The organism is Pontibacter brevis, assembly GCF_054779655.1.
In genome coordinates this window covers 12851-36866 of the sequence record NZ_BAAGXV010000076.1, presented here as the reverse complement: position 1 = coordinate 36866, position 24016 = coordinate 12851, and the positions used below count along the sequence as shown (strand labels likewise).

Sequence of the window (24016 nt, the reverse complement as noted above, 5' to 3'; positions counted from 1 at the left end):
AGATTCGAGTTTTCTAAATATAATATGCAAGACAGAATAAAATACTGGAGAGGAATTGAGGAGTTAGAGAACACTCCGGAATTCGCTAAGCATGCTCATAACGAGTTTCCAGAATTCCTGCCTGTTAAGGAAACCAGTGCAGAAGAAGGCTCTTCAAGCGGTAAAACAAAAAGAAGGGACTTCCTGAAGCTGATGGGCTTCAGTGTGGCTGCTGTTTCACTGGCTTCCTGCGAAGCACCAGTAAGAAAAGCAATCCCTTACCTGAACAAACCGGCGGATGTAGAGCCAGGTGTAGCCAACTGGTATGCTTCCACTTACTACCAGAGTGGTAACTATAACAGCATTCTGGTGAAAACCCGTGAAGGTAGACCAATAAAAATTGAGCCGAACCCACAGTCAAGCCTTACTCCTTATGGTACAAGCCCTGGTGCACAGGCTTCTGTGCTTGGGGTTTATGACCACAACAGGCTGAGAACGCCACTTATCGGTGGTAAAGAAGCAGAATGGGAGCAGGTTGACAGAGAGATAAGAGCACGCCTTGGCAACGTAACTGGCAAAGTGGCTCTCGTTTCTTCTACTATCATCAGCCCATCTACTAAGCGTTTGATCAACGAGTTTGGCGCAGGGTTAGGCAACTTCGAACACGTAACATACGATGCTAACTCAGCTTATGGCTTGCTGAGCGCGAACGGAGGCGTTGTGCCAGGCTATGACTTCAGCAAAGCGCAGGTTATAGTTAGTGTGAACGCTGACTTCCTGGGAACATGGATTGCTCCGGTTCCTTTTGCAAAGCAGTATATCCAGAACCGAAAGGTTTCTGCTGATAACCCGAACATGTCGAAGCACTATCAGTTCGAGACGCATTACTCGCTGACAGGTGCTAACGCAGATATCCGTGTGCCAATCAAACCGTCTGAAGAAGCTGCAGTAGTAACGGCGCTTTATAATGGTATTACAGGCCAGGGCGGAAGAGGTGAGGTGCCGGCTGCCGCTGCAGAAGCATTGAAAACTGCCATCTCTGAATTAAGAGCTAATCAGGGCAGAGCGCTTGTAGTAGCCGGTTCTAACGACCCAGGCACGCAGGCAATGGTAGCCGCCATCAACAGCGCCCTGGGCGCCGCAGGCACTACTATTGATACTAACGCTCCTTTCTATACAAAGCAGGGTAACGACGCGGCGATGATTCGCCTGATAAGAGAGATGAATGCTGGTACTGTTGGTGCCGTGTTCTTCTACAACGCCAACCCGGTTTACGATCACCCACTGGGAGATCAGGTAGTAAGCGGCTTGAAGAAAGTGCCTCTGAAAGTATCTTTTGCAGACAGAGTGGAGGAGACATCGCAGTTTGCAGATTTCATCACGCCAGACCACCATTACCTGGAGTCCTGGAACGACAACGAACCAAGAAGAGGGTTCCTGAGCATTACGCAGCCTGCCATCAGCCCAATATTCTTGACGCGACAGATGCAGGATAGCTTGCTTACCTGGAGTGGCAGCACCATCAACTACTACGAGTACATCCGCAATAACTGGAGAAGTGTTGCTACAGGCGACTTCAACCAGTTCTGGGAGCAGACTGTGCATGATGGTGTGTTAGAGAATGGCACCACCATGCTGACAGTGAACAACAACTTCACAGCTGCTTCTCCGGTTGCGAAACCAGTAAGTGCCGCAGCTATTGAGGCGGTGCTTTACGAGAAAGTAGGTGTCGGTACAGGCGAAAACGCAAACCTGCCATGGGTACAGGAAATGGGAGACCCTATTTCTAAAGCTACATGGGGTAACTATGTAGCCATGCCTCGCAGAATGATGGAGGAGATGGAGATTGTGCAGGGCGATGTGCTGAAAGTAACAACGGCAAACGGACAGTCTATAGAACTGCCTGCGTTAGTACAACCAGGACAAGCTAATGGCACGGTAGGTATTGCTATCGGTTACGGACGTAAATCCGACATGATGCCTATTGCAAACGGCCTGGGAGCAAACGCTTACCCAATTGCCACAATAGCAGACAACACCATCCTGTATACAGGTCCTGTTACTATCGAGAAAACAGGCGCTTTGTCTCCAATTGCACAAATCCAGACACACCATACTATCATGGACCGTCTGATAGTGCAGGAAAATACGCTTGCCAAGTATAAGGAGAACCCGAAAGAAGTAACAGAGTACATTCGCCTGACAACACACGATGGTCCGGTGAAGCCTGCAACTATCTCTCTTTGGGATGACTACGAGTACAAGAACCACCACTGGGGTATGGTTGTAGACCTTAACTCCTGTATTGGTTGCGGTGCCTGTACGGTAAGTTGCCACATTGAGAACAACGTGCCGGTAGTAGGTAAGGCAGAAGTGCTGAACCGCCGCGATATGCACTGGTTGCGTATCGACCGTTACTACAGTGCAGTAGAGCATGAGGAGAAGGATTACGCCACTATGGAGGATCCGGCTGAGAACCCATCAGTAATCTTCCAGCCGATGATGTGCCAGCACTGTAACCATGCACCATGTGAAACAGTTTGCCCTGTTGCTGCTACCATGCACAGCTCAGAAGGTATCAACCAGATGGTTTACAACCGTTGCGTAGGTACACGTTACTGTGCAAATAACTGCCCTTATAAAGTACGTCGCTTCAACTGGTTCGCTTACTTCAACAACGAGAAGTTCGCAACAGAGAACTATATGATGAACCACGACCTCGGTAAAATGGTGCTGAACCCGGACGTAACAGTTCGTGCCAGAGGTGTGATGGAGAAATGTACATTCTGTGTGCAGCGTGTGCAGCTAGCCAAGTTGGAGGCGAAGCGCGAAAACAGAAGACCACGCGATGGGGAAGCTGTAAGCGCCTGCGCCCAGTCTTGCCCAACAGAGGCTATCGTATTCGGTGACATGAAAGACCCGAACAGCCGTATCTCCAAGATACTGGCTCGTGAGCAGGGTGAGCGTGCTTTCCACGTGCTGGAAGAGCTTAATACGCAGCCGAACGTAACGTACCTGACTAAGATTAGAAATTTAGCTTAATTAAATAATTCGAGAGCGTTATGCAGCATGTATCTCCGATAAGAGAGCCTCTTGTAACGGGGGGGAAAACATACCACGACATCACTGAAGATGTCTGCAGACAAGTGGAGGCGGGACCCAACCCACGTTGGGCCGCCGGCCTTGCTGTTGCCCTGGTAGGTTTAGCCATATTTATATATTCAGTTTACCGTACCCTCTGGTACGGTATTGGTGAGTGGGGTCTGAACAGAACAGTAGGCTGGGCCTGGGACATCACAAACTTCGTGTGGTGGGTAGGTATCGGCCACGCGGGAACGCTGATTTCCGCTATCCTTTTGCTGTTCCGTCAGAAGTGGAGAACCTCCATTAACCGTGCAGCAGAGGCGATGACCATTTTCGCCGTAATCTGTGCCGCCATGTTCCCGGTGTTGCACATGGGCCGTCCCTGGTTAGCGTACTGGGTACTTCCTTTGCCAAACACCTTCGGATCGCTTTGGGTTAACTTTAACTCGCCGCTTCTCTGGGACGTATTCGCGATTTCAACATACTTCTCTGTATCACTTGTTTTCTGGTACATCGGTCTGATACCGGACTTTGCAACCATCCGGGACAGAGCAACAGGGCCCATCGCCAGAAGAGCTTATGCTATGCTATCCTTTGGATGGACAGGCTCAGCGAAAGCATGGTCACGCTATGAAACAGTTTCCCTGATTCTGGCAGGTCTGGCAACACCACTGGTACTTTCGGTACACACCATCGTATCTATGGACTTTGCAACCTCTGTGATTCCGGGCTGGCACACAACCATCTTCCCTCCATACTTCGTGGCAGGTGCGATCTTCTCTGGGTTTGCGATGGTACTTACCCTGATGATCATCACACGCAAGTTGTTCCACCTCGAGGATTACATTACCCTGGAGCACGTGGAGTCAATGAACAAGGTAATTATCCTGACAGGTTCTATTGTAGGTGTGGCCTATACAACAGAGTTCTTCATTGCCTGGTATTCTCAGGTAGAGTATGAGCAGTATGCCTTCATTAACCGTGCCTTCGGACCATACTGGTGGGCTTACTGGTCCATGATGACGTGTAACGTAATCACACCGCAGCTGTTCTGGTTCAGAAGCATCAGAAGAAGCCTTACAGCAACTTTCATCATCTCCATCTTTGTGAACATTGGTATGTGGTTCGAGCGATTCGTAATCATCGTAACCTCCCTGCACAGAGACTACCTGCCTTCTTCGTGGGCAATGTTCTCTCCAACCATCATCGACGTTGGGGTTTATGTAGGAACAATAGGTTTGTTCTTCACGCTGTTCCTGTTGTTCTGTAAGTTCTTCCCGGTAGTGAACATGGCAGAGGTGAAGGCTATCCTGAAGTCATCTTCAGAAGTGACACACACGCATGCAAATACCATGCATGGTACAGACAGAGATTTGAACACTAATACTGATCACAGATATGAATAAGAAATTCGTTCTTGGTATATATGACGATGAGGATGTACTGTTACATGCCATCGAGAATATCCGGGCTACCGGTACTAACATATACGATGTGTTTTCTCCTTATCCTGTACACGGTATTGATGATGTGTTAGGCATAAAGCGTTCAAGATTACCAATCGTAGCTTTCTTCTGCGGACTTTTCGGAACGTCTTTCGCACTTTGGATGCAAATCTGGATGCTGGGTTTTGACTGGCCAATGATCATAGGTGGTAAGCCGCACATCGCTCTTCCATCTTTTATTCCAGTAACGTTCGAGTTAACCGTGCTTTGTGCTGCATTCGGTATGGTGATAACCTTCTTTATAGTGAGCAGGTTAAAGCCGTCGTTGCGCGTGAACGTGTTCGACAAACGCTCTACAGACGATAAGTTTGTAATGGCGATTGAGGTTAAAGAAGGTGTAACTGATCTTTCAGCTTTAAACAAACTGCTTCGCTCTAATGGCGCAGTAGAAGTTAATGAGAAGGAGGTAGTAAAGTAATGAAAAGATTTTCAAAAATAAGTTTACAGGCCTCTGCTGTGCTTTTCTCCTCTGCACTGGTGTTTGCCTGCAACGACCCGCAAAGTCCAGGACTGGAGTATGCCCCTGATATGTATCATCCAGTTGCCCTGGATCCATATTCTCAGGTAAAAGAGAACAAGTATAACCCGGGCGGTATGAACATGCGTGAGCCAGCGCAAGGCTCTGTAGCGCGTGGCAAGCAGGGATACAATTTATACCTGTCAATAGATACTGCAGAAGTAGCCGGCGTTGAATTAACTAACCCGCTGCTTACGCAGCAGGACAGACAGGGTATAAGTGCTGAAGAGCATCTGGCACGTGGTAAGGTTCTGTATTCTCGCTTTTGCGCTCCATGCCATGGTGAGCAAGGCGATGGACAGGGACTGGTTGGCGTGAAATACAAAGGTGTTCCTTCTTTCTCAGCTGGTAGAGTTGCAGAGCTTCCTGAAGGACATATCTACCACGTGATAGCACAGGGTAGAGGACGTATGATGCCGTACGGGTCACAGCTGAACCCGACAGAGCGTTGGCAGGTGGTAATGTATGTGCAGCAGCTTCAAAAAGGAGCAGGTGCAGATGTAGCAACAACAGAGCAGACAGAAGAAGAGGCTGGTGGCGAGACCATCACAGATAACCCGGTTACTGGTACACCAGGTAGCGAGCTTCCTGCAGATAATCAAACTCCTCAAAACTAAGTCTAAGGCATAATACTAAAGGATAATGACAGAAGAAAGACTCATCATTAGCAGGAAAACGAATAACAGGTTTTTCTTAATGATAGCTGTAGGTGTAGTTTTACTTATAGCAGGTATCATCTTTGCGGCCGCAGGCGGAGGAGCTGAACATGGTGCAGAAGGAGGACATGGTGCCGCTGCTGCTGGTCATGAAGCAGTGTCCTGGAGCAAGCGCTTGTTTGTTAACCTGTGGATGAACAACGTTTATTTCACAGGTATTGCCCTGATAGGAACATTTTTCGTGGCTGTACAATACGTGGCTTATGCCGGATGGTCAGTACTCATCAAAAGGATTCCGGAGGCACTCAGCTATTACCTGCCAATTGGAGGTGTGCTGATGTTGCTTATTTATCTTTTCGGTTCACACGACATTTTCCACTGGACTCACGAATACCTGTACGATATCAATGATCCGCGTTACGACCCAATCATTGCAGGTAAAAGAGGTTATCTGAATACAGCGTTCTTCCTGATTCGTATGGCCCTTTACTTTGGCCTTTGGATCTGGTTCTTTATGTGGTTGAGAAGAGAATCTATCAACGAAGACCTGTACGGCGGCACCAGCTACTACCATAAGAGTATCCGCATCTCTGCCATGTTCCTGGTAGTATTCGGTATTACTTCATCTACTTCAGCATGGGACTGGGTATTGTCTATTGATACACACTGGTTCTCTACCATGTTTGGCTGGTACGTGTTTGCCAGCTGGTGGGTATCCGGCCTTGCTGCCATAACCCTTACAGTAATCCTGTTGAAGCAAAACGGTTACCTGAGAATGGTTAACGCAAACCACCTGCACGATTTAGGTAAGTTTGTATTTGCCTTCTCTATCTTCTGGACATACATTTGGTTCTCACAGTTTATGCTGTACTGGTATGCCAACATTCCGGAAGAAGCCATCTATTATTTAGAGCGTTTGGGCGGTAATGGCGGTCACTACAAATGGATCTTTTTTACTAACCTAATTATAAACTTTGCCTTCCCTTTCCTTGTTCTTATGACAAGAGATGCAAAGCGCCAGATGATCATGCTGAAGATAGTAACTATCGCCATTCTGATTGGTCATTGGCTCGACTTTTACCTTATGATGATGCCAGGTACATTGCGCGAAGGGGCAGGTATAGGGTTGATTGAAATCGGTACAGCGCTGCTATTCCTGGGAGTTTTCCTGTTAACATTCACAAAAGGATTGGCAAAGGCTTCTCTGGTTCCATTGAACCATCCGTTCGTGGAGGAGAGTGTTCATCATCATGTTTAGAGATTATACTAAAAGCGTTATATAATGATTACAATCGCCATAGTTTTATCCATCGTTCTTTTATTAGTCATCCTGTTCCTCCTCTTCAGGATAGGTACCCTGGTTTCCATATTCAAGGGATCTTCGGAACGAGCAGCAGGTACTACTAAAACCAGTAACCGTGTAAACGGTACTTTGCTCCTTATCTTCTTGTTTGGTGGAGGAGCCGCTTTTGCCTGGTCATTTATCAAGTACTGGGAAGAGATGAACCAGCCGCTTGCCTCTGTGCACGGCGACTGGACTGACAGTTTGTTCTGGACAACCATGATCATCATCGGTATCGTGTTTGTCATCACACAAATCCTGCTTTTCACTTACTCTTACAGATACCAGCACCAGGACAATAAAAGAGCCTACTATTATCCGCACAACAACAAAATAGAGATTGTGTGGACGATGATCCCTGCCATTGTAATGGCGCTGCTTGTGTTCGGTGGCTGGAAAACCTGGACTAAGATTACAAGCGAAGCTCCTGAAGAATCTGTGGTAGTGGAAGTAATGGGCAAGCAGTTTAACTGGATGATTCGTTACCCGGGTGCTGATGGTAAGTTAGGTGTAGCTAAAACCACTTTAATGGATGCTACAAACGAGTTCGGAGTGGACTTCAGCGACAGAAGCGCGATGGATGACATCATCAACCCAACGCAGATTCACGTGCCGAAGGGTAAGCCTGTTCTGTTAAAGATTCGCTCAAAAGACGTTATCCATAGCGTGTTCCTGCCTCACTTCCGGGTGAAAATGGATGCTGTGCCAGGAATGCCAACTAAATTCTGGTTTGTACCTACAAAAACTACGCAGGAAATGCGCAATGAAACAGGTAACCCTGACTTCAATTATGAGCTTGCCTGTACAGAAGTTTGTGGTCGTGGTCACTTCGCTATGCGATTTGTACTGGTAGTGGACGAGCCGGAAGACTATGAGGAATGGATAGCAAGTCAACCACCTTTTGTAGAGCAGAACCCTGATGTGTTAGCCAAATTCTCAACTGAAACTCCGAAACAGATTGTGCTCGGGAAATCAACTGAAGAAAAAGCAGAAGAAGTAAAAACAGAGTTGTAGCATTTAAATACTTTTGACTATGTCGAGTACAGATATTTCCATCAACCACGATATACATCACGCGCATGAGGAGCATGATCACCACCATGATCAGAACTTCTTTGAGAAGTATATCTTTAGCCAGGACCATAAAGTAATCGCCAAGCAGTTCCTTTTTACTGGTATTGCCTGGGCGTTTGTAGGAGGTTTCCTGTCTATCCTATTCCGTTTACAACTAGCCTGGCCAGAAGCAACTTTCACTTTCCTGGAGCCAATTCTGGGTGGCTGGATTAACAATGGTAAGCTAAACCCGGAGTTCTATCTGGCACTGGTAACCATGCATGGTACCATCATGGTGTTCTTCGTGCTTACAGCAGGTTTGAGCGGTACGTTCAGTAACTTCCTTATCCCGCTGCAGATTGGTGCACGTGATATGGCATCTGGTTTCATGAACATGCTGTCTTACTGGATCTTCTTCCTGTCAAGTGTAGTCCTGTTTGCATCGCTGTTCATCGAAACAGGGCCTGCAGCGGGTGGCTGGACAGTTTATCCGCCGCTAAGCGCATTACCACAGGCCATTGAAGGTTCTAAGGGTGGTATGACCATGTGGCTTATCTCTATGGCCCTTTTCATCGTGTCTCAGTTGCTGGGTGGTGTTAACTATATCACAACAGTAATCAACCTGAGAACAAGAGGATTGTCGATGACGAAGCTGCCCCTTACTATCTGGGCTTTCTTCCTGACAGCTATCCTGGGTCTGCTTGCTTTCCCGGTGCTGTTCTCTGCCGCGCTTCTTCTGATTTTCGACAGAAGCTTCGGAACCAGCTTCTTCCTGTCTGATATTTTTATCGCTGGTGAAGCTCTTTCTCAGACTGGTGGTAGCCCAATCCTGTTCCAGCATTTGTTCTGGTTCCTTGGTCACCCGGAAGTATATATCGTGATCATGCCTTCTTTCGGTATTGTATCAGAGGTAATATCAACTAACTCACGTAAGCCTATCTTTGGTTACAGAGCGATGATTGGTTCCCTGATTGGTATCTCGTTGCTATCGTTCGTTGTGTGGGCGCACCACATGTTCGTAACGGGTATGAATCCTTTCCTTGGTTCAGTGTTCATGTTCCTGACGCTGATTATTGCAGTGCCTTCGGCCGTAAAGGTTTTCAACTGGCTTGCTACACTTTGGAGAGGTAACATCAGGTTTACATCCGCTATGATGTTTGCAGTTGGCTTTGTGTCCCTGTTTATTTCAGGAGGTCTGACTGGTATTATCTTAGGTAACTCTGCGCTGGACATTCAGCTGCACGATACTTATTTCGTAGTGGCTCACTTCCACCTGGTAATGGGTGCTGCTGCCTTCTTTGGTATGTTTGCAGGTGTTTACCACTGGTTCCCCAAGATGTTCGGCCGTTTGATGGACGAGAAATTAGGATACGTTCACTTCTGGCTAACATTTGTGTCAGTTTACCTGGTGTTTATGCCAATGCACTACATCGGTATTGCCGGTTTCCCTAGAAGATACTACGCCTGGACAGGTTTTGAAGCTTTCAGTGGATTTGCAGATATGAATGTTTTCATCACGATTTCTGCAATCATGGGCTTTACAGCACAATTTATCTTCCTGTTCAACTTTGTGTACAGCATCTTCCGTGGACGTAAGTCAACTGCCAATCCTTGGCACTCTAATACACTGGAGTGGACAACACCAGTGTTGCCAGGACATGGTAACTGGCCAGGACCGATTCCTGCCGTTTACAGATGGCCGTACGACTATAGCAAGCCGGGTTCAGTTGAAGATTATATTCCTCAAAACGTACCTTTCTCTCAAACGCAGTCTTCAAACCTGCCACAAGAGAGAGACTTTGAATAGTTAGTTAATGGCTCAAAAGTCATTTAGCAGTAAAAAATTTAGAAATATTGGCTTAGTAACAGTATTTGCTGTTTACTTTCTGATATTAGTCGGAGGAATTGTTCGAAGCACAGGTTCCGGAATGGGTTGCCCAGACTGGCCAAAATGCTTCGGAAGCTGGGTTCCTCCGACTGATGTCAGCCAGTTACCTGAAGATTACCTAGAGGTATACAAACAAAAGCGAATAGAGAAAAACGAAAAGTTAGCGGCTACTTTAGATAAGCTCGGCTTAGAGCAGATGGCTGCCACTATCTTTTCACACCCAAGTCAGTACATCGAGACAGAGTTCAATGTTACCAAAACCTGGATCGAATACCTGAATCGCTTAGTAGGTGTACTAATAGGTATTTTTGTTTTTCTGACAGTTGTTTACGCTGTTCCTTTTCTGAAACGCGATAAGAAAGTTTTTTACCTGGCGTTCGGAAGTTTTGTGCTGGTGGGGCTGCAGGGTTGGTTAGGTTCTATTGTTGTCTCTACTAATCTTTTGCCGATTACAGTAACGGTGCATATGGCGCTGGCTCTCGTGCTGGTGGCTATGCTGCAGTATGCGGTTGCCCGTGCGCAGAAAGATAACTTTCATAGTCATCTGATTTATTCTTCGAAAATAAACGGACTGTTGTGGTTACTTGGTCTGATTACGTTCGGACAGATTCTGCTGGGCACACAAGTACGGGAGGAGGTAGACATTGTCGCTTCTACTTTTGGTGGTGCAAACAGAGAGCAATGGATAGAGAGGCTTGGGTTGAATTTTTACATACACCGTTCCTTCTCCATTCTTGTACTCGCTCTGCATCTGTATGTAGCTTTCCTGCTTTATGGACTTAAGGACAGGGCCATTACCAGAATGACCCATCTGATGCTGGCAGTAGTTGCGCTGGAAATAATAATGGGTATAGGAATTACTTATTTAGCTATACCACCAATATTACAGCCGTTGCACTTAACGTTTGCAGCCATACTGTTCGGATTGCAGTTTCAGTTGTTAATAGTTTATCATTATGCCTCTCGTGGGGCAGTTAAAAAGTCAGTAGTAGTACATCGATAGCGTTATGTTAGTAGAACAAACTTCGTCGTTACTGCCTGCTTCGTCTATGGCACAAAAAGCAAAAGCGTATTTCAAACTCTTGAAGTTCAGATTAAGCTTTACGGTAGCTTTTTCAAGTGCTATAGGCTATATATTAGGTTTTCCGGGTGCCGACTATATCAGTATTGCATTAGTTATGCTGGGAGGTTTGTTAGTAACAGGCTCCGCTAACATTATCAATCAGGTCCTGGAAAAAGACCTGGACAAACACATGAAGCGGACAGCTAAGAGGCCTTTACCTACAGGCGAGGTATCGGTGACAGAAGCTGTTGTTTTCTGTGGCCTATTAGGCGTGGCAGGGCTTGCGGTTCTTGGACTGTATTTTAACTGGCTGACTGCAGCACTTTCGCTTCTTTCGCTGGTGCTGTATGGCTTTGTATATACTCCCTTAAAGCGCGTAAGCCCTATCTGTGTGTTTGTGGGTGCTATACCAGGAGGTATGCCACCGCTTATCGGGTGGGTAGCTGCAACGGGCGTGTTAGGAGCCGAAGCCTGGATACTTTTTGGAATTCAGTTTATATGGCAGTTTCCGCACTTCTGGGCAATTGCCTGGGTGCTTGATGATGATTATAAGAAGGCAGGTTTTAAAATGCTTCCGATGGAAGGAGGCAAAAACCTAAAGACAGCCATTCAAATCATGATTTATACCCTGATGTTGATACCGCTGAGCCTGCTGCCGCTGCAGTTCGGCATGACAGGTGTTACATCAGCGATGATCGCAGTGGTTTGCGGAGTGCTGTTCCTGGCCCAAACCTTTTACCTGATGCGTACCTGCTCAAAAAAGGCCGCCATGAGTATTATGTTTGGGTCTTTTTTGTATCTGCCTATTGTGCAGATAGCGTTTGTATTAGATAAGATATAAGGTGTAGCCATGGCTAACGGGCATATAAAAGAAAATGAGACTAACACAGGAGGGAGCCCACTAAAGTTCTCCCTCTGGTTGATTATTATAAGTATTATCATGATGTTTGCAGCTTTTACGAGTGCATACATCGTAAGACGGGAAGAAGGTAACTGGTTAGAGTTCGATTTGCCGGAAATCCTTCTTGTGAATACAATCATCATTGTGATAAGCAGTATCACAATGCAGCTGGCATACAATGCGGCTAAAAACAATAACTTGAAGTTGCTTAAGTTCATGCTGGTTGCTACCCTCGTTCTGGGTGTTGCTTTCCTGGCAGGGCAGTGGAGCGGGTGGGCAGACCTTGTAGAGAACAATGTGTACTTCGGAGGTACAGGCAGTAATCCTGCCGGTTCATTCCTGTATGTGCTGACAGGAGTGCATGGTTTCCACCTGATCACAGGGTTAATATTTGTAACCATCACCTTCCTGAGCAGCTTAAAGTACAAAGTGCATTCTAAAAACTTGCTTCGGATACAATTGTGTACGACCTACTGGCACTTTTTAGGAGGACTTTGGCTATATTTGTATATATTCTTAAGAGTAAATCACTAAACACGTTTTTCAATAATAAACTATGTCTTCTACTTCAACTACGCTGGAAACACCAAATTCAGGTACATGGGACGGTGGTAACGAGCCATTGAAAGCGAGCTATGGTAAACTCATGATGTGGTTTTTCCTGCTCTCTGATGCGTTCACATTTGGTGCTTTTCTAATTGTCTATGGTTTAGCTCGCCACAAGCATTTGCCATACACTGGCGAACCGGAGGCTTTCGCCTTCTCAACGCAGTGGTGGCCAATTCCAGAGAAAGTGTTCAATGCTTTCCCGGGTTTTCATGGTGTAGACCTACCGCTTGCCTTCGTGGCTTTGATGACCATGATACTCATCCTCAGCTCCGTAACCATGGTGTTGGCGGTAGAGGCAGGACATAGAATGGATAAGAATGATGTGCAGAAGTGGTTGCTGTGGACAATCCTGTTTGGTGCTACCTTCCTAGGATGCCAGGCATGGGAGTGGGCACACTTTATCACAGGTGATGAGCAAGGAATGCTCTTAGCTGATGGTACGCGTATTGTAGGTGCAAACCTAACTGTAAACCAGTATGGGCCGCCCTTGTTTGCTGACCTGTTCTTCTTTATCACAGGTTTCCACGGAACACACGTATTCTCCGGAGTTGTATTGCTGATTATGATTTTCATCAATACAGTAAATGGTGTCTACCACAAGCGCGGACACTATGAGATGGTGGAGAAAGTTGGTCTGTACTGGCACTTTGTAGACCTTGTGTGGGTATTCGTGTTCACGTTCTTCTATCTAATCTAATTTAAGAGGAAATAACTTACAGCACTTTGCTATAGTATAACTAAGTATACAAGAGCATATTACTGTAGAACTTAAGATATTTGAATTATATGGCATCGCATCATCATAACAACGACATGCACCACACCGGTGACATTCCTGAACCACAAACCAAAGGTATCTGGAAAACATTTTTCATCCTTGTAGGTATCACGGCACTTGAATTCGTGTTTGCCTTCTTCATGGAAGCGGGTACTGCCCGTAACGTTATCTTTATCATTCTGACACTATTCAAAGCGTTCTATATTGTAGCGGAATTCATGCACTTGAAGCATGAGACAAAAGCGCTTATATGGACCATTATTATTCCTTTGGCGCTTATTGTCTGGCTAATGGTGGCACTGCTTTCAGAAGGAAGTTATTACTTTGAAGCTGTCAACAATTACTTTCAGTAAGTAAAATCAACATGAGTAATTTTAAGGCACTAATATTAGGACTCCTACTATTAGTGCCTATTCTTATTTTAGTCTTTGTGGGTGTGTTTGGGGAGCATCATTTCACGCTACCTTATTTTCGCCCGCAGGTAGATGCCGCCGGACAAGTGCAGTACACAGCCGAAGGCGATACAATTTTTCAAACCGCCCCCAATTTTTCTCTTACCTCCAAGCAGGGTGAAACCTTCTCACAAGCAGACCTGGAGGGAGATATCTATGTAACACACTTCTTTTCCACTGACTGCCCACCAGCTTGTCGAAAAATAACCTCACAACTGGTGCGTGTGCAGGAAGCTTTTGAAACCAATCCTGAAGTAAAAATTGTCTCTATTACAGTAGCACCTGAAACCGATTCTCTGGAAGCCTTGCAAGATTATGCCGCCCATTACGGTGCAAAAGAAGGCAAATGGTTTTTTTTAACAGGAGACAAACAGGCTATCTACAGGCTGGCCGCTGAATGGTATGAACTACCGGTATCACAAGAACCGAAAAAGCCTTTTACCTACAGCGACAAGCTATGGCTGACAGATAAAGAAGGGAAAATCAGGGGGATTTATAACGGTTTAGAACAATCGGAGACGGACCGGTTGAGAACAGAAATAAACGTTTTGCTGGATGAATACAGTAAGAGAAAATAAAAAATTGACGAGTGGAGCTGATAAGAAGTTCCTTACCCTTATTGCAGTGCTGTCTGTTGTGATACCCGTTGTGGTGGCTGCACTTTTCTACATGCCGAAAGACGGCAACAGTTCGGTTGATGTTTCCTACTTACCGGCATTTCATGCTATCCTAAATTCACTTACGGCTATAGCACTGGTTATTGGCTATGTTAGCATCAAGCGTCAGAACATGAAAAACCATAGGGCGGCTATGCTGGCAGCCTTTGGCTTGTCTTCCATCTTCCTCGTGTCCTATGTTACCTACCACTTCCTGGGGCAGCATACGGTTTATGGCGGAGAAGGAGCTTTAAAGTATATCTACTATTTTATACTTCTAACGCATATTGTGCTTGCCGTTGTAATTGTACCGCTGGTGCTGCTTTCTGTGTACTTTGGCATTACAAACCAGTTGGCACGCCACCGGCGCGTTTCCCGCTGGACTTTCCCAATTTGGCTGTATGTGGCTGTCACAGGTGTTCTGGTCTACTTGCTGATATCACCGTATTATAGTTAAACCACTCACTACTTTTGATTGTTAATACTGTAATGAGAACGAAGATGAAAAATATACTTGCCGCTATTGCTCTGACACTGATGCTTGTTTTTTCTGGCACCGATGCTTACAGCCAGTGTGCCATGTGTCGTGCCACAGTTGAGTCTAATGTTGGTACCGGAAAAGGGCATAACCATGAACCGGAATCTGAAGTAGGTTCTGGACTGAATACAGGTATTCTCTACCTGATGGTGATACCGTACCTGCTCATTGGCACCATCGGCTTTCTTTGGTATAAGAACAGCCGCAAGAAGGCCAAAGCATAGTCCTCAGGAGAGGTGCTAGAATTGCCTGCCGGTTCCTGCAATGCGGGGAACCGGCAGGCAATTTCTGTTCAGGTAGAGCTGTAAACTAATGCTTTGTCTCTTTTCCGGAGCCTGACAAAGTCAACGTTTCAGCAAACGGTAGCACGATTTTTGAATCTATAGGCGTTATCCTACGTTTTGCTTAAATTCGTAGATAAACTACGCTGATTTGAACCGGAAATTTACTCCTTTACTTCTTTTGGCTGTGTCGCTGCTGTGCTTTTTAGCTACAGCTGCACTACACTACAATATTCTCTTTACCGCCCCCGCTGTAGATCATAGCGCAGATATAGCTGCTATTGCAGAGCGGGTGCAACAGGATATTGACAAGGCACATCGAAATGCTGAAGAAATTGGGCAGCAACTCGGGGAAAACAGTATATCCTTTACCTCCTTACTGCGCAAAGCAGAATATCCTATCTTTATTTACCGGGGCAACCGGCTTGTCTTCTGGTCTTATCATGCCATCGCCCCTGAACTTGATTTGCCAACGCCTGCAAACCGGCTGATGGCCATCAGGAACCAGTACGGCAGCTTTGTAGTAGTACCGCACCGGGTTAGAAACTATGATATTGAGGTCTACATTCCCCTGCAGCTGAACAACCCAATCAACAGTGCCCACTTAAATCCGGAACTGAAGAACGGGGTGTTCAAGACCGTGAACGGTGATCTGGTGTGGGACCCTGCAGCAGACCTTCCGAAAGTATATAGCCAGAGTGGCAATTTTCTTTTTGCTGTAAATTTCAGAGATGCAGCCGACAAGGCACCCTTTGATACACTTGAATTGATACTGCTGCTGGCAGGAGCCGTCTTCTTCGTTTTGTTTAGCATTGCGGTAGCCAAACACTTTGTCCGGCAGGGACAATATAGCAGAGGTATCTTATTGTTCCTGGTGCTCATAGCCGTGTTCCGGCTGGCGCTGTTGCTGCTGGACTTGCCTTATGCTATAACGGAGGTTAAGTTCTTCGATCCCAAACTATATGCAGCCTCCTTCTGGTCTCCCTCTATAGGGGACCTGGCCTTGAATATGCTGCTGTTGGTGACAGTTGCCGGTTCAGGTTTATATCTTTTTGCCCGTAACAATGTAATCACACAGCTTTATGCAATGCCCCAAAAGCAGGCACGGGTGCAGCAGGTAATATGCATGACTGTTTTTTACCTGCTGCTGCTGCTGCTTTTCCAGTTCTACTTCAACATCTACCATAATACGCCACTTACACTGGATATCAGCCGCTCCCTGGAACTGAGCAAGTATAAAATTGTGCTGTTCGGCATTATGCTGCTACAGACCATTGCCCTGTGCATGTTTACCTATATGCTGGCCACTGTTGTGTCGGTGCTGCTCTACAAGCAGTCGAAGGTTTGGGCGTTCAAAATGCTCCTGGTAGTGGGAGGTCTTTTATTAGTGCCTACTACTCTTTTTCTGCCGGAGCTTTCTATCATCATTCTGGTGGGTTTCCTTTTCTGGCTCATTATTATTCTGGCGGCGCAGCACCGGCATGCTGTAAGCCTTGCGTACCGCACTTACCTTTTCTTGTTCTTAGTGCTCATTATCAGTGCCTTTACAGGTGCCTTATCGCTTTACTCGCATTATCACAGCGAGCTAAAGCTATACAAGCAGGAATTTGCCTATAATCTTCTGCAGGATAATGATGTGTTAGGCGAATACCTGCTGGTGGAAGAGGTAACTGGTAGGATAGCCTCTGACGAAATGATTCAAATGCAGATGATGGGCCCTTATGTGGATGCTCCCTTCATCAAGAGAAAAATTATAAAGCAATACCTGCCAAGCCATTTCGACCGGTATGAAGTAACGGTAATGCTCTTCGACAGTGAAGGAAATGCGCTCGAAAGTGCAGATCCGTCTGCGATGACCTTGCAGGAGCTCCGGGCACGTTTTGATACACCCCAGTCGCAGACGGAGCATGAGGACCTGTTTCTGCTGAAGGACCCTACCCGCTCTGATGCCCGAGTCTATCTCAAGTTAATTAAAGTGCCCGTTAATAATTACCATATCGGCACCATCGCCTTACAGCTGACGCTTAAAAAACTACAGCCAAACAGTGTTGTGCCGGAACTGCTGGTAAATCAGAAATATACAAAGCCGTTCCGGCGCGACATGCTGAGTTATGCTTTTTACAGCGGAAACAAACTGCGCCACAGCCAGGGGGAGTACGATTATGCGACTAACTTTGACCGGAGGCTGCTGCGGCGACAGGAACTGTACAGGCAGGGCGCTAACCAGAATGACTTTCACCACTTCGGCGTGCGCAGTGGCAACAATCAAACGCTCGTCATTTCCACAGAGGAATATGGTGCGCAGGAAATCCTGTCAAACTTTTCTTTTCTGTTTCTGATGTTCGTGGCGGGGCTGGTGCTTTGTGGTTTGGTTTACCTGCTGCTGCAGCGCCACCGCTTGCAGGAGTTTACCCCCAACTTCAGTACCAAAATCCAGATATTCCTGAACTTTGGTATTCTGTTGCCTCTGCTGATGGTAAGTATTGCCACCGCCGGTCTTGTGACTACCTCCTATAAGAAGGATTTGATGGAGACCTATGAGCGGCGGGGAGAGGCAGTACAGGAAACACTGTCGCGGCAACTGAATTACATGCTGCTGGAGAGCAGGCGAAGCTTAGAGAACAGGATAGCAGAAATTGCAGCGATCTCCGAAACAGACATTAACCTGTACGACCGTAACGGAAAGCTACTGGTGACAAGCCAGCCTTTAATTTTTGAGACAGGGCTGTTGTCAAAACTGGTGAACCCTAAAGCCTTTGCAGCTATCTCAGAACGGCAGGCGCTGCGGGTGCTGCTGGAGGAGCAAACAGGCAACCTCTCTTTTAATGTAGTGTACCTGCCACTGCGCGACGAAAACGATACAGGTGAACTGGTAGGCTTTATAGGAATACCGTTTTTCGATTCGGAAAAAGAGCTCGATTTAAAACTTATTGAGCTGATTACGACCACAATGAACATTTTTACGGTAATGTTTATTACGTTTATGGTGCTGACTTTTTTTGCGTCCCGAACACTAACGGTACCGCTGCGCATGCTGGCCGATAAACTGAAACGAACATCCTTAACCGGTAAAAACGAGATGCTGGCCTATGAAGGGGCAGATGAAATCGGCATGCTGGTAAACGAGTACAACCGTATGCTGCTCACCTTGGAGCAGAACAAGCAGGACCTGGCGGTGCAGGAGAAAGAAGCAGCTTGGCGCGAGATGGCCCGGCAGGTGGCGCACGAAATCAAGAACCCGCTCACGCCCATGAAGCTCTCGCTGCAGTACCTGCAAAAAGCTATTGCCGAGAAGCGCCCTAACACAGAGCAAATGATTGAAAAGATATCGCATACGCTGATTACGCAAATCAATATACTCAGCGATATCGCCACCTCCTTCTCCAGCTTCACTAACATGCCGGAGCCAAAGGCAGAGCCAATGGACATAACTGCTGCCCTGCACAAAGCCGCCGACTTACACAACGACCCGGCCACCGCGGTGCTGAAGAAATGCATCCCGGACGAGGAGGTGATTGTGAAGGCAGATGAAAGCCTGATGGTGCGTACCTTCAACAACCTGCTGTTAAACGCCATACAGGCAGTGCCAGCCAGTCGGAAACCTCAGATTGAGGTGAAGTTAGAGAAGAGGGATAACAAAGAAGTGCTGATTTCTATCAGTGACAATGGCAGCGGTATACCGGAGGAAATCCGCAGCAAAGTGTTTATTCCAAACTTCAGCACGAAGTATACAGGTTCAGGCATAGGCCTGGCCGTTGCCAAACGAGGTATCGAAAACGCAGGTGGGCGTATTTGGTTTGAGACAGAGGAAGGGAAAGGCACCACGTTTTTTATCTCGTTACCGCTGGCATAGCATGGGCAGGAGAGGGTGCTATATAGCGTTGCTGCTTTTTGGGCTGAGCTTGCCACTTTTGGCACAGACGCCTGTGAACAACCAGCGCTGCCTCTGGATGCCCCTTACTGCGATGCCGCAGCAACTCGACTCGCTTACGCTTGACCCCGGTTCGGTAACATTCTCACACCCTAAAAAGGAGGAGTTTGGCTTTGACTATAACTACAGCCTGAATGAGTTTACCCTCACCCGTTTCCCGGCTCCTGATTCTGTGGCAATTGATTTTCTGGGCACAATGCAGGCCCTGCGCGATTCGGTGCTGGTTTGTTTCCGGGTAATGCCCCTGAAACTCACGAAGCCTGCCTTCAAGCGCGACATTTCCAAGCTGGAGATGAGTTCTTTCCAAGACCGCTTTTACCAGGAAGAGATTGCCACAAAAGAAGAGATATTCAAAACGCCGGGGCTAAACAAGACGGGTAGCATCTCGCGGGGGATTTCTTTTGGCAACACGCAGAACGTGTTCGTGAACTCGGCCCTGAACCTGCAGTTGGATGGTAAACTGACCGACGACATCAGCATCACGGCGGCCATCACTGATCAGAACATTCCTTTTCAGCCGGAGGGGAACACGCAGCAGCTACAGGAGTTTGATAAAGTATACATTACCCTGAGGCACCGGCTCTGGCAACTGACGGCTGGCGATGTGGTGCTGCAAAACAAGCCCTCGTACTTTCTGCAGTTCTACAAGAACGTGCAGGGCGGCGCCTTTGAGACAAAGTTTGGCAGCACACCGGGGCGGAAAGGCGTGACTACAGTAGCAGCCTCTGTGGCCAAGGGAAAGTTTGCCTCACAGACACTACAGGCGCAGGAAGGAGTGCTGGGGCCCTACAGGCTGCGCGGACCTAATAACGAGCGCTTTATTATCGTGCTGGCTAACTCTGAGCGTGTGTTCCTGGACGGCAGGCTGCTGGTGCGTGGCTACGATTATGACTATGTCATCGACTATAATCAGGCAGAGATAACGTTTACCACCCGCCACGTTATTACGAAGAATACCCGTATCAAAGTAGATTTCGAGTACTTCGACCAGAACTATAGCCGCAGCATTTACCACCTCAACCATTACCAGAACCTGGGCAAGCTGAAGGTGTACGGCAATTACTACAACGAATCCGACAACCCGAACAACCTCATTAACCTGAACCTGCAGAACGAGGAGAAGCGTCTGCTGGCCAGTGTGGGCGATAGCCTGAATTTAGCTGTCAGCACCGGTGCTGACAGTGTCGCCTTCGACCCGACACAGGTACTTTATACCAAACGTGATACGGTGTACAACGATGGTCAGGCTGCCGCCTCCATCTTCGTTTACTCCAACAGCCCGGATTCCGCCTTCTATAACGTGAGCTTTACAGAAGTGGGGGCTAACAACGGTGATTATGTGCTGGCGAACAGTGCCGTAAACGGGCGCATGTACCGTTGGGTAGCACCCATAAACGGAAGGCCGCAGGGGAACTATGCCCCGCTTCGGGTGCTGCCTACTCCCAAAAAGAAGCAGCTGATAACACTGGGCGGCAGCTATGAACTGCAAAAGGGCGTGAGTGTCTTTATAGAGGGTGCCGTTTCCGAGAACGACATCAACCGCTTTTCCGACAGGGACTCAGATGATGACCAGGGTAAAGCCATGCGGGTAGGGTATGTGGTGCAGGATAAGCAGGTGCCTTTGCTGGGCAAGTATAAGTTAAACAGCACCCTGAACTACGAATATACCGACCAGCACTTTGTACCGATAGACCGCTATCGCCCCATCGAGTTTGACCGTGACTGGAGTTTATTAACAACTGGAAAAGCCGAAGACCATATTCTGAACTTTTCAGTGGGAGCCACGCAGGACGTAGACAACATGTTCAATTACCGCATCAGCCGGCGTTACCGGGAGGCCCAGCTAGATGGGGTGCAGCATTATGTGGATGCATTAAAGAAGGTGGGGAAACTGGTGCTGCGCAACCACCTCTTTGTACTGAACAGCGAGCAGGGGCAGCGGCAGTCTGAATGGTACCGCGGAGACCTGGGAGCAGAATATAAGTTTGGCAAGGTAACGCCTGGCTATGCCTACCGCTTTGACAAGAACAGGATTACCTCCCTAGAAACAGATTCTGTTATTGGCTCTGCCATGTATTTTGAGGAACACCTGGTGTATGTAGAGAGCGGGGATTCAGCTACTACCAAATACCGGTTAGACTACAGCCACCGCACCGACCAGCGCCCGACCAGCGCCGGTACCATGGGGCAACCGGAGGTGGGGCAGACCTATAATGCGGTGATGCAAACGCGAATCGGTGCTGAAAACGACCTGGCTCTGCAAGCCACTTACCGAAAGCTAAATGTAGCCGCCGGCAAAGACGAAGAAACAGTACAGTCGCGGGTAGACTGGAACGCGGGTTTCTTGGATGGGAGCTTCCGGTCGGAACTCAGTTATGCCACGGGTACAGGCCGGGAGCTGCGTCGTATCTATATTTTCCAGGAGACACTGCCGGGGCAGGGAACACACTACCTGCGCGATGGCGCAAGCCACAGTAACCTGAATGATTACCTGGAGGCCCAGACCGTGGACCAGCGGCGCTACATCAAAATATACCTGCCAACCGATGAGTACATCAACGCTTATACCAACCGCTTTACCTACCGCCTGACCAGTAATACGCCCCGCAGCTGGAAATCAGAGAAGGGAATGAAAGAGCACTTATCCCGCTTTTCCATGCTCACCTTCATCAGCATAGATAAGAAAACAACCGATGAAGACCTGAAGCAGCGTTTCAACCCCTTTGCCGACGACATCGCCGACCAGTTCCTGATTTCGCTGGTGAAGTCGATGCGGCACACGGTATATTTTAACCGCAGTAACCCCTTGTATGGCATGGAGTACACGGTGCAGCAAAACCAGCAGAAGTCCTTGTTGACAAACGGCTCCGAAACCCGGAACGTGAGTAGCCAAGTGCTGGCCGGGCGCTTAAACCTGAACGAGGTGCTCAGCTCCCAGCTAAGCCTGGGGCTGAATGTGCGGGAAAACCAGTCTAACTTTTTGATTTCTAAAAACTTTAAGATTGAGAGCCGGGAAGTTTCCCCGGAGCTGTCTTACCAGCCGAACACGCGGCTGCGCTTTACAGGCAAGTATCAGTATTCATTGCGTGAGGATGTACTGGCATCAGCGGAGGCAGAGCAGGAGGGAGCCTTCCATGAGTTGGGTGTAGAGGCAAAACTCAGCCAGGTGAGCAAGCGCACCTTTACCGGCAACCTCAAGTATGTAAACATAGATTTTACAGGTGATGAATTCTCCTACGTTGGCTACGAAATCCTGAACGCCCTGCGCCCTGGCAACAACATGACTTGGTCGCTGAACCTGCAGCAGCGCCTCAGCAACGGCCTCAACATCTCTCTGAACTACGACGGCCGGAAAGCCAACGGCATCGGTGCCGTGCATACCGGACGCACACAGGTGTCGGTGCTGTTTTAGGTTTAAGTGCAGGATGTTACCAGAAGACATAGGTCTAGTTTCCAATCTGACCCGCTGGTGCGAGCTTGTAGCACGTACCATTTTGTTTCCTCCGCTGTTAATGAAAACTCCATCAGTGGAGGAAAAGGCGGCTATATTTATTCTTCAAAGCTGTTTTGGAAATCCTTGTCCGAAACCAAAGCTGAAGCGGCTTTCGCCGCTAACAATACCAGCTTAGAGTACAATTGGGTAAAAAGGTACGAGCTACAAGCTCGCACCAGCGCGTGAAAAACACCAACAGCGGCGGTTTTACAGGCTACAACATCAAGCTCTCAACAATCATCAAAAAACAAGCCCCACTCACGCAAGGTAAGCAGGGCTTGTATGCTGGCAGCTGAACTAGCTAATTCATAATTCTCAATAATATTTCCCCGGAATCAGGTAGTTCTGCACGTAATCCTTTACGCCTTCTTCCAGAGTATAAAACGGCTTGTCGTAACCAATGGAGCGGAGTTTGCTCATGTTGGCTTCCGTAAAATACTGGTAGTTGTCGCGGATATTAGCCGGTGTGTCCATAAAGTCAATGTTCACTTCTGCGCCCATGGCCTCAAAGGTATTCAGGGCAAGTGCCATAAAGGTGCGGGCTTTGCCGGAGCCGAGGTTGTAGATGCCGGAGTTCTTGCGGTGGTGCATCAGGAACAGGCACACATCCACTACGTCCTTTACATAAATAAAGTCGCGCATCTGCTCGCCGTCAGCATAATTAGGGTTATGCGAACGGAATAGTGCCAGGCGGCCTTTCTCATTTATTTGGTTGTATGCATGATAGATAACAGAGGCCATTCTTTCTTTGTGATACTCATTAGGACCATACACGTTAAAGAACTTCAGACCAGCCCAGAAGAAAGGCTTCGCCGTTTGTTCCAGCGCCCATATATCAAAGTCGTTCTTCGACTCACCGTAGGGGTTCAGCGGCTTCAGCAAAGGAATAATAGACTCATCATCATCATAGCCCAGAGCGCCGGCCCCGTAGGTAGCTGCAGAAGAAGCGTACACCAGTGGAATCTGGTATTCGCAGCAGGCGTTCCACATCTTTTTGGAGTAGTCCAGGTTCAGCAGGTCGAACACATTTTTGTTAAACTCCGTGGTATCGGTGCGGGCGCCTAAGTGAAAAATAAACTCCACCTCTTCGTAGTTCTCATCCAGCCACTCAAAAAAGCCGTCTCGGTCTACAAACTCTTTTATCTTTTTATCCTGTAAATTTCTTTCTTTTTTGGCGACAGAGAAATTGTCTACCACCACAATGTTGTTAAAATTGGCCTGGTTCAGCCTGCTGACAAGGCAGCTGGCAATAAAGCCTGCGGCGCCGGTTACTACGATCATACTTTAGTT

At 47.6% G+C, this 24016-nt stretch carries 18 protein-coding genes; 17 read left to right on the top strand and 1 reads right to left on the bottom strand.

Annotated elements, in window-relative coordinates:
* Nucleotides 1-24: 24 nt before the first annotated feature.
* The 17 genes from ACYVB1_RS15835 to ACYVB1_RS15755 all read left to right on the top strand — a co-directional run bounded on the left by ACYVB1_RS15835 (nucleotide 25) and on the right by ACYVB1_RS15755 (nucleotide 22645).
* A complete protein-coding gene (locus ACYVB1_RS15835) occupies nucleotides 25-3021 on the top strand; it encodes a TAT-variant-translocated molybdopterin oxidoreductase (RefSeq protein WP_460924759.1) in 2997 nt (998 codons plus the stop codon).
* 20 nt (nucleotides 3022-3041) lie between these two features.
* Nucleotides 3042-4469: an NrfD/PsrC family molybdoenzyme membrane anchor subunit gene (gene nrfD, locus ACYVB1_RS15830; protein ID WP_460924758.1), complete on the top strand. Its 1428-nt coding sequence runs from the start codon at nucleotides 3042-3044 to the stop codon at nucleotides 4467-4469.
* Nucleotides 4462-4986: a DUF3341 domain-containing protein gene (locus tag ACYVB1_RS15825; RefSeq protein ID WP_460924757.1), complete on the top strand. Its 525-nt coding sequence runs from the start codon at nucleotides 4462-4464 to the stop codon at nucleotides 4984-4986. The genes nrfD and ACYVB1_RS15825 overlap by 8 nt, the downstream gene beginning before the upstream one ends.
* Entirely contained in the window at nucleotides 4986-5702 is a 717-nt protein-coding gene (locus ACYVB1_RS15820) for a c-type cytochrome (RefSeq protein ID WP_460924756.1), read from the top strand. The genes ACYVB1_RS15825 and ACYVB1_RS15820 overlap by 1 nt, the downstream gene beginning before the upstream one ends.
* A 25-nt stretch (nucleotides 5703-5727) precedes the next feature.
* A complete protein-coding gene (locus ACYVB1_RS15815) occupies nucleotides 5728-6999 on the top strand; it encodes a quinol:cytochrome C oxidoreductase (RefSeq protein ID WP_460924755.1) in 1272 nt (423 codons plus the stop codon).
* Nucleotides 7000-7023: 24 nt separating this feature from the next.
* Entirely contained in the window at nucleotides 7024-8097 is a 1074-nt protein-coding gene (locus ACYVB1_RS15810; RefSeq protein WP_460924754.1) for a cytochrome c oxidase subunit II, read from the top strand.
* 19 nt (nucleotides 8098-8116) lie between these two features.
* Entirely contained in the window at nucleotides 8117-9943 is a 1827-nt protein-coding gene (locus tag ACYVB1_RS15805; RefSeq protein ID WP_460924753.1) for a cytochrome c oxidase subunit I, read from the top strand.
* 7 nt (nucleotides 9944-9950) lie between these two features.
* Complete coding sequence (locus tag ACYVB1_RS15800) at nucleotides 9951-11027, top strand: COX15/CtaA family protein (RefSeq protein ID WP_460924752.1); 1077 nt, start codon at nucleotides 9951-9953, stop codon at nucleotides 11025-11027.
* A gap of 4 nt (nucleotides 11028-11031) precedes the next feature.
* Nucleotides 11032-11928, top strand: coding sequence for a heme o synthase (cyoE, locus tag ACYVB1_RS15795; protein WP_460924751.1), 897 nt, complete (start codon nucleotides 11032-11034; stop codon nucleotides 11926-11928).
* A 9-nt stretch (nucleotides 11929-11937) separates the two neighbouring features.
* Entirely contained in the window at nucleotides 11938-12522 is a 585-nt protein-coding gene (locus ACYVB1_RS15790) for a cytochrome c oxidase subunit 3 (protein WP_460924750.1), read from the top strand.
* A gap of 22 nt (nucleotides 12523-12544) precedes the next feature.
* Nucleotides 12545-13294 (top strand): cytochrome c oxidase subunit 3, encoded by a 750-nt coding sequence (locus tag ACYVB1_RS15785; protein WP_460924749.1) that lies wholly within the window; start codon nucleotides 12545-12547, stop codon nucleotides 13292-13294.
* Nucleotides 13295-13383: 89 nt separating this feature from the next.
* Nucleotides 13384-13728, top strand: coding sequence for a cytochrome C oxidase subunit IV family protein (locus ACYVB1_RS15780; RefSeq protein WP_460924748.1), 345 nt, complete (start codon nucleotides 13384-13386; stop codon nucleotides 13726-13728).
* 11 nt (nucleotides 13729-13739) lie between these two features.
* Nucleotides 13740-14405, top strand: a complete 666-nt coding sequence (locus ACYVB1_RS15775) for an SCO family protein (RefSeq protein ID WP_460924747.1) — start codon at nucleotides 13740-13742, stop codon at nucleotides 14403-14405.
* Nucleotides 14383-14940, top strand: coding sequence for a DUF420 domain-containing protein (locus ACYVB1_RS15770; RefSeq protein WP_460924746.1), 558 nt, complete (start codon nucleotides 14383-14385; stop codon nucleotides 14938-14940). The genes ACYVB1_RS15775 and ACYVB1_RS15770 overlap by 23 nt, the downstream gene beginning before the upstream one ends.
* 44 nt (nucleotides 14941-14984) lie before the next feature.
* Nucleotides 14985-15245 carry a hypothetical protein gene (locus tag ACYVB1_RS15765; RefSeq protein ID WP_460924745.1) on the top strand — a complete coding sequence of 87 codons (261 nt, stop codon included), beginning with the start codon at nucleotides 14985-14987 and terminating at the stop codon, nucleotides 15243-15245.
* 208 nt (nucleotides 15246-15453) lie between these two features.
* Nucleotides 15454-19155, top strand: coding sequence for a sensor histidine kinase (locus tag ACYVB1_RS15760; RefSeq protein ID WP_460924744.1), 3702 nt, complete (start codon nucleotides 15454-15456; stop codon nucleotides 19153-19155).
* 58 nt (nucleotides 19156-19213) lie between these two features.
* On the top strand, nucleotides 19214-22645 hold the full coding sequence (locus ACYVB1_RS15755) for a hypothetical protein (protein WP_460924743.1): 3432 nt from the start codon (nucleotides 19214-19216) through the stop codon (nucleotides 22643-22645).
* A 396-nt stretch (nucleotides 22646-23041) separates the two neighbouring features.
* On the opposite strand, the gene rfaD is transcribed toward ACYVB1_RS15755, so the two are convergent.
* Complete coding sequence (gene rfaD / locus ACYVB1_RS15750) at nucleotides 23042-24007, bottom strand: ADP-glyceromanno-heptose 6-epimerase (RefSeq protein ID WP_460924742.1); 966 nt, start codon at nucleotides 24005-24007, stop codon at nucleotides 23042-23044.
* Nucleotides 24008-24016 lie beyond the last annotated feature (9 nt).

Bases quoted from the DNA above. Each gene is read 5' to 3' on its own strand.
- nrfD (WP_460924758.1), top strand. From the start codon at position 3,042: ATGCAGCATGTATCTCCGATAAGAGAGCCTCTTGTAACGGGGGGGAAA.
- ACYVB1_RS15835 (WP_460924759.1), top strand. From the start codon at position 25: ATGCAAGACAGAATAAAATACTGGAGAGGAATTGAGGAGTTAGAGAAC.
- ACYVB1_RS15780 (WP_460924748.1), top strand. From the start codon at position 13,384: ATGGCATCGCATCATCATAACAACGACATGCACCACACCGGTGACATT.
- ACYVB1_RS15810 (WP_460924754.1), top strand. From the start codon at position 7,024: ATGATTACAATCGCCATAGTTTTATCCATCGTTCTTTTATTAGTCATC.
- ACYVB1_RS15825 (WP_460924757.1), top strand. From the start codon at position 4,462: ATGAATAAGAAATTCGTTCTTGGTATATATGACGATGAGGATGTACTG.
- ACYVB1_RS15775 (WP_460924747.1), top strand. From the start codon at position 13,740: ATGAGTAATTTTAAGGCACTAATATTAGGACTCCTACTATTAGTGCCT.
- ACYVB1_RS15820 (WP_460924756.1), top strand. From the start codon at position 4,986: ATGAAAAGATTTTCAAAAATAAGTTTACAGGCCTCTGCTGTGCTTTTC.
- ACYVB1_RS15790 (WP_460924750.1), top strand. From the start codon at position 11,938: ATGGCTAACGGGCATATAAAAGAAAATGAGACTAACACAGGAGGGAGC.
- ACYVB1_RS15765 (WP_460924745.1), top strand. From the start codon at position 14,985: ATGAAAAATATACTTGCCGCTATTGCTCTGACACTGATGCTTGTTTTT.
- ACYVB1_RS15815 (WP_460924755.1), top strand. From the start codon at position 5,728: ATGACAGAAGAAAGACTCATCATTAGCAGGAAAACGAATAACAGGTTT.
- ACYVB1_RS15770 (WP_460924746.1), top strand. From the start codon at position 14,383: ATGAATACAGTAAGAGAAAATAAAAAATTGACGAGTGGAGCTGATAAG.
- ACYVB1_RS15785 (WP_460924749.1), top strand. From the start codon at position 12,545: ATGTCTTCTACTTCAACTACGCTGGAAACACCAAATTCAGGTACATGG.
- rfaD (WP_460924742.1), bottom strand. From the start codon at position 24,007: ATGATCGTAGTAACCGGCGCCGCAGGCTTTATTGCCAGCTGCCTTGTC.
- cyoE (WP_460924751.1), top strand. From the start codon at position 11,032: ATGTTAGTAGAACAAACTTCGTCGTTACTGCCTGCTTCGTCTATGGCA.
- ACYVB1_RS15805 (WP_460924753.1), top strand. From the start codon at position 8,117: ATGTCGAGTACAGATATTTCCATCAACCACGATATACATCACGCGCAT.
- ACYVB1_RS15800 (WP_460924752.1), top strand. From the start codon at position 9,951: ATGGCTCAAAAGTCATTTAGCAGTAAAAAATTTAGAAATATTGGCTTA.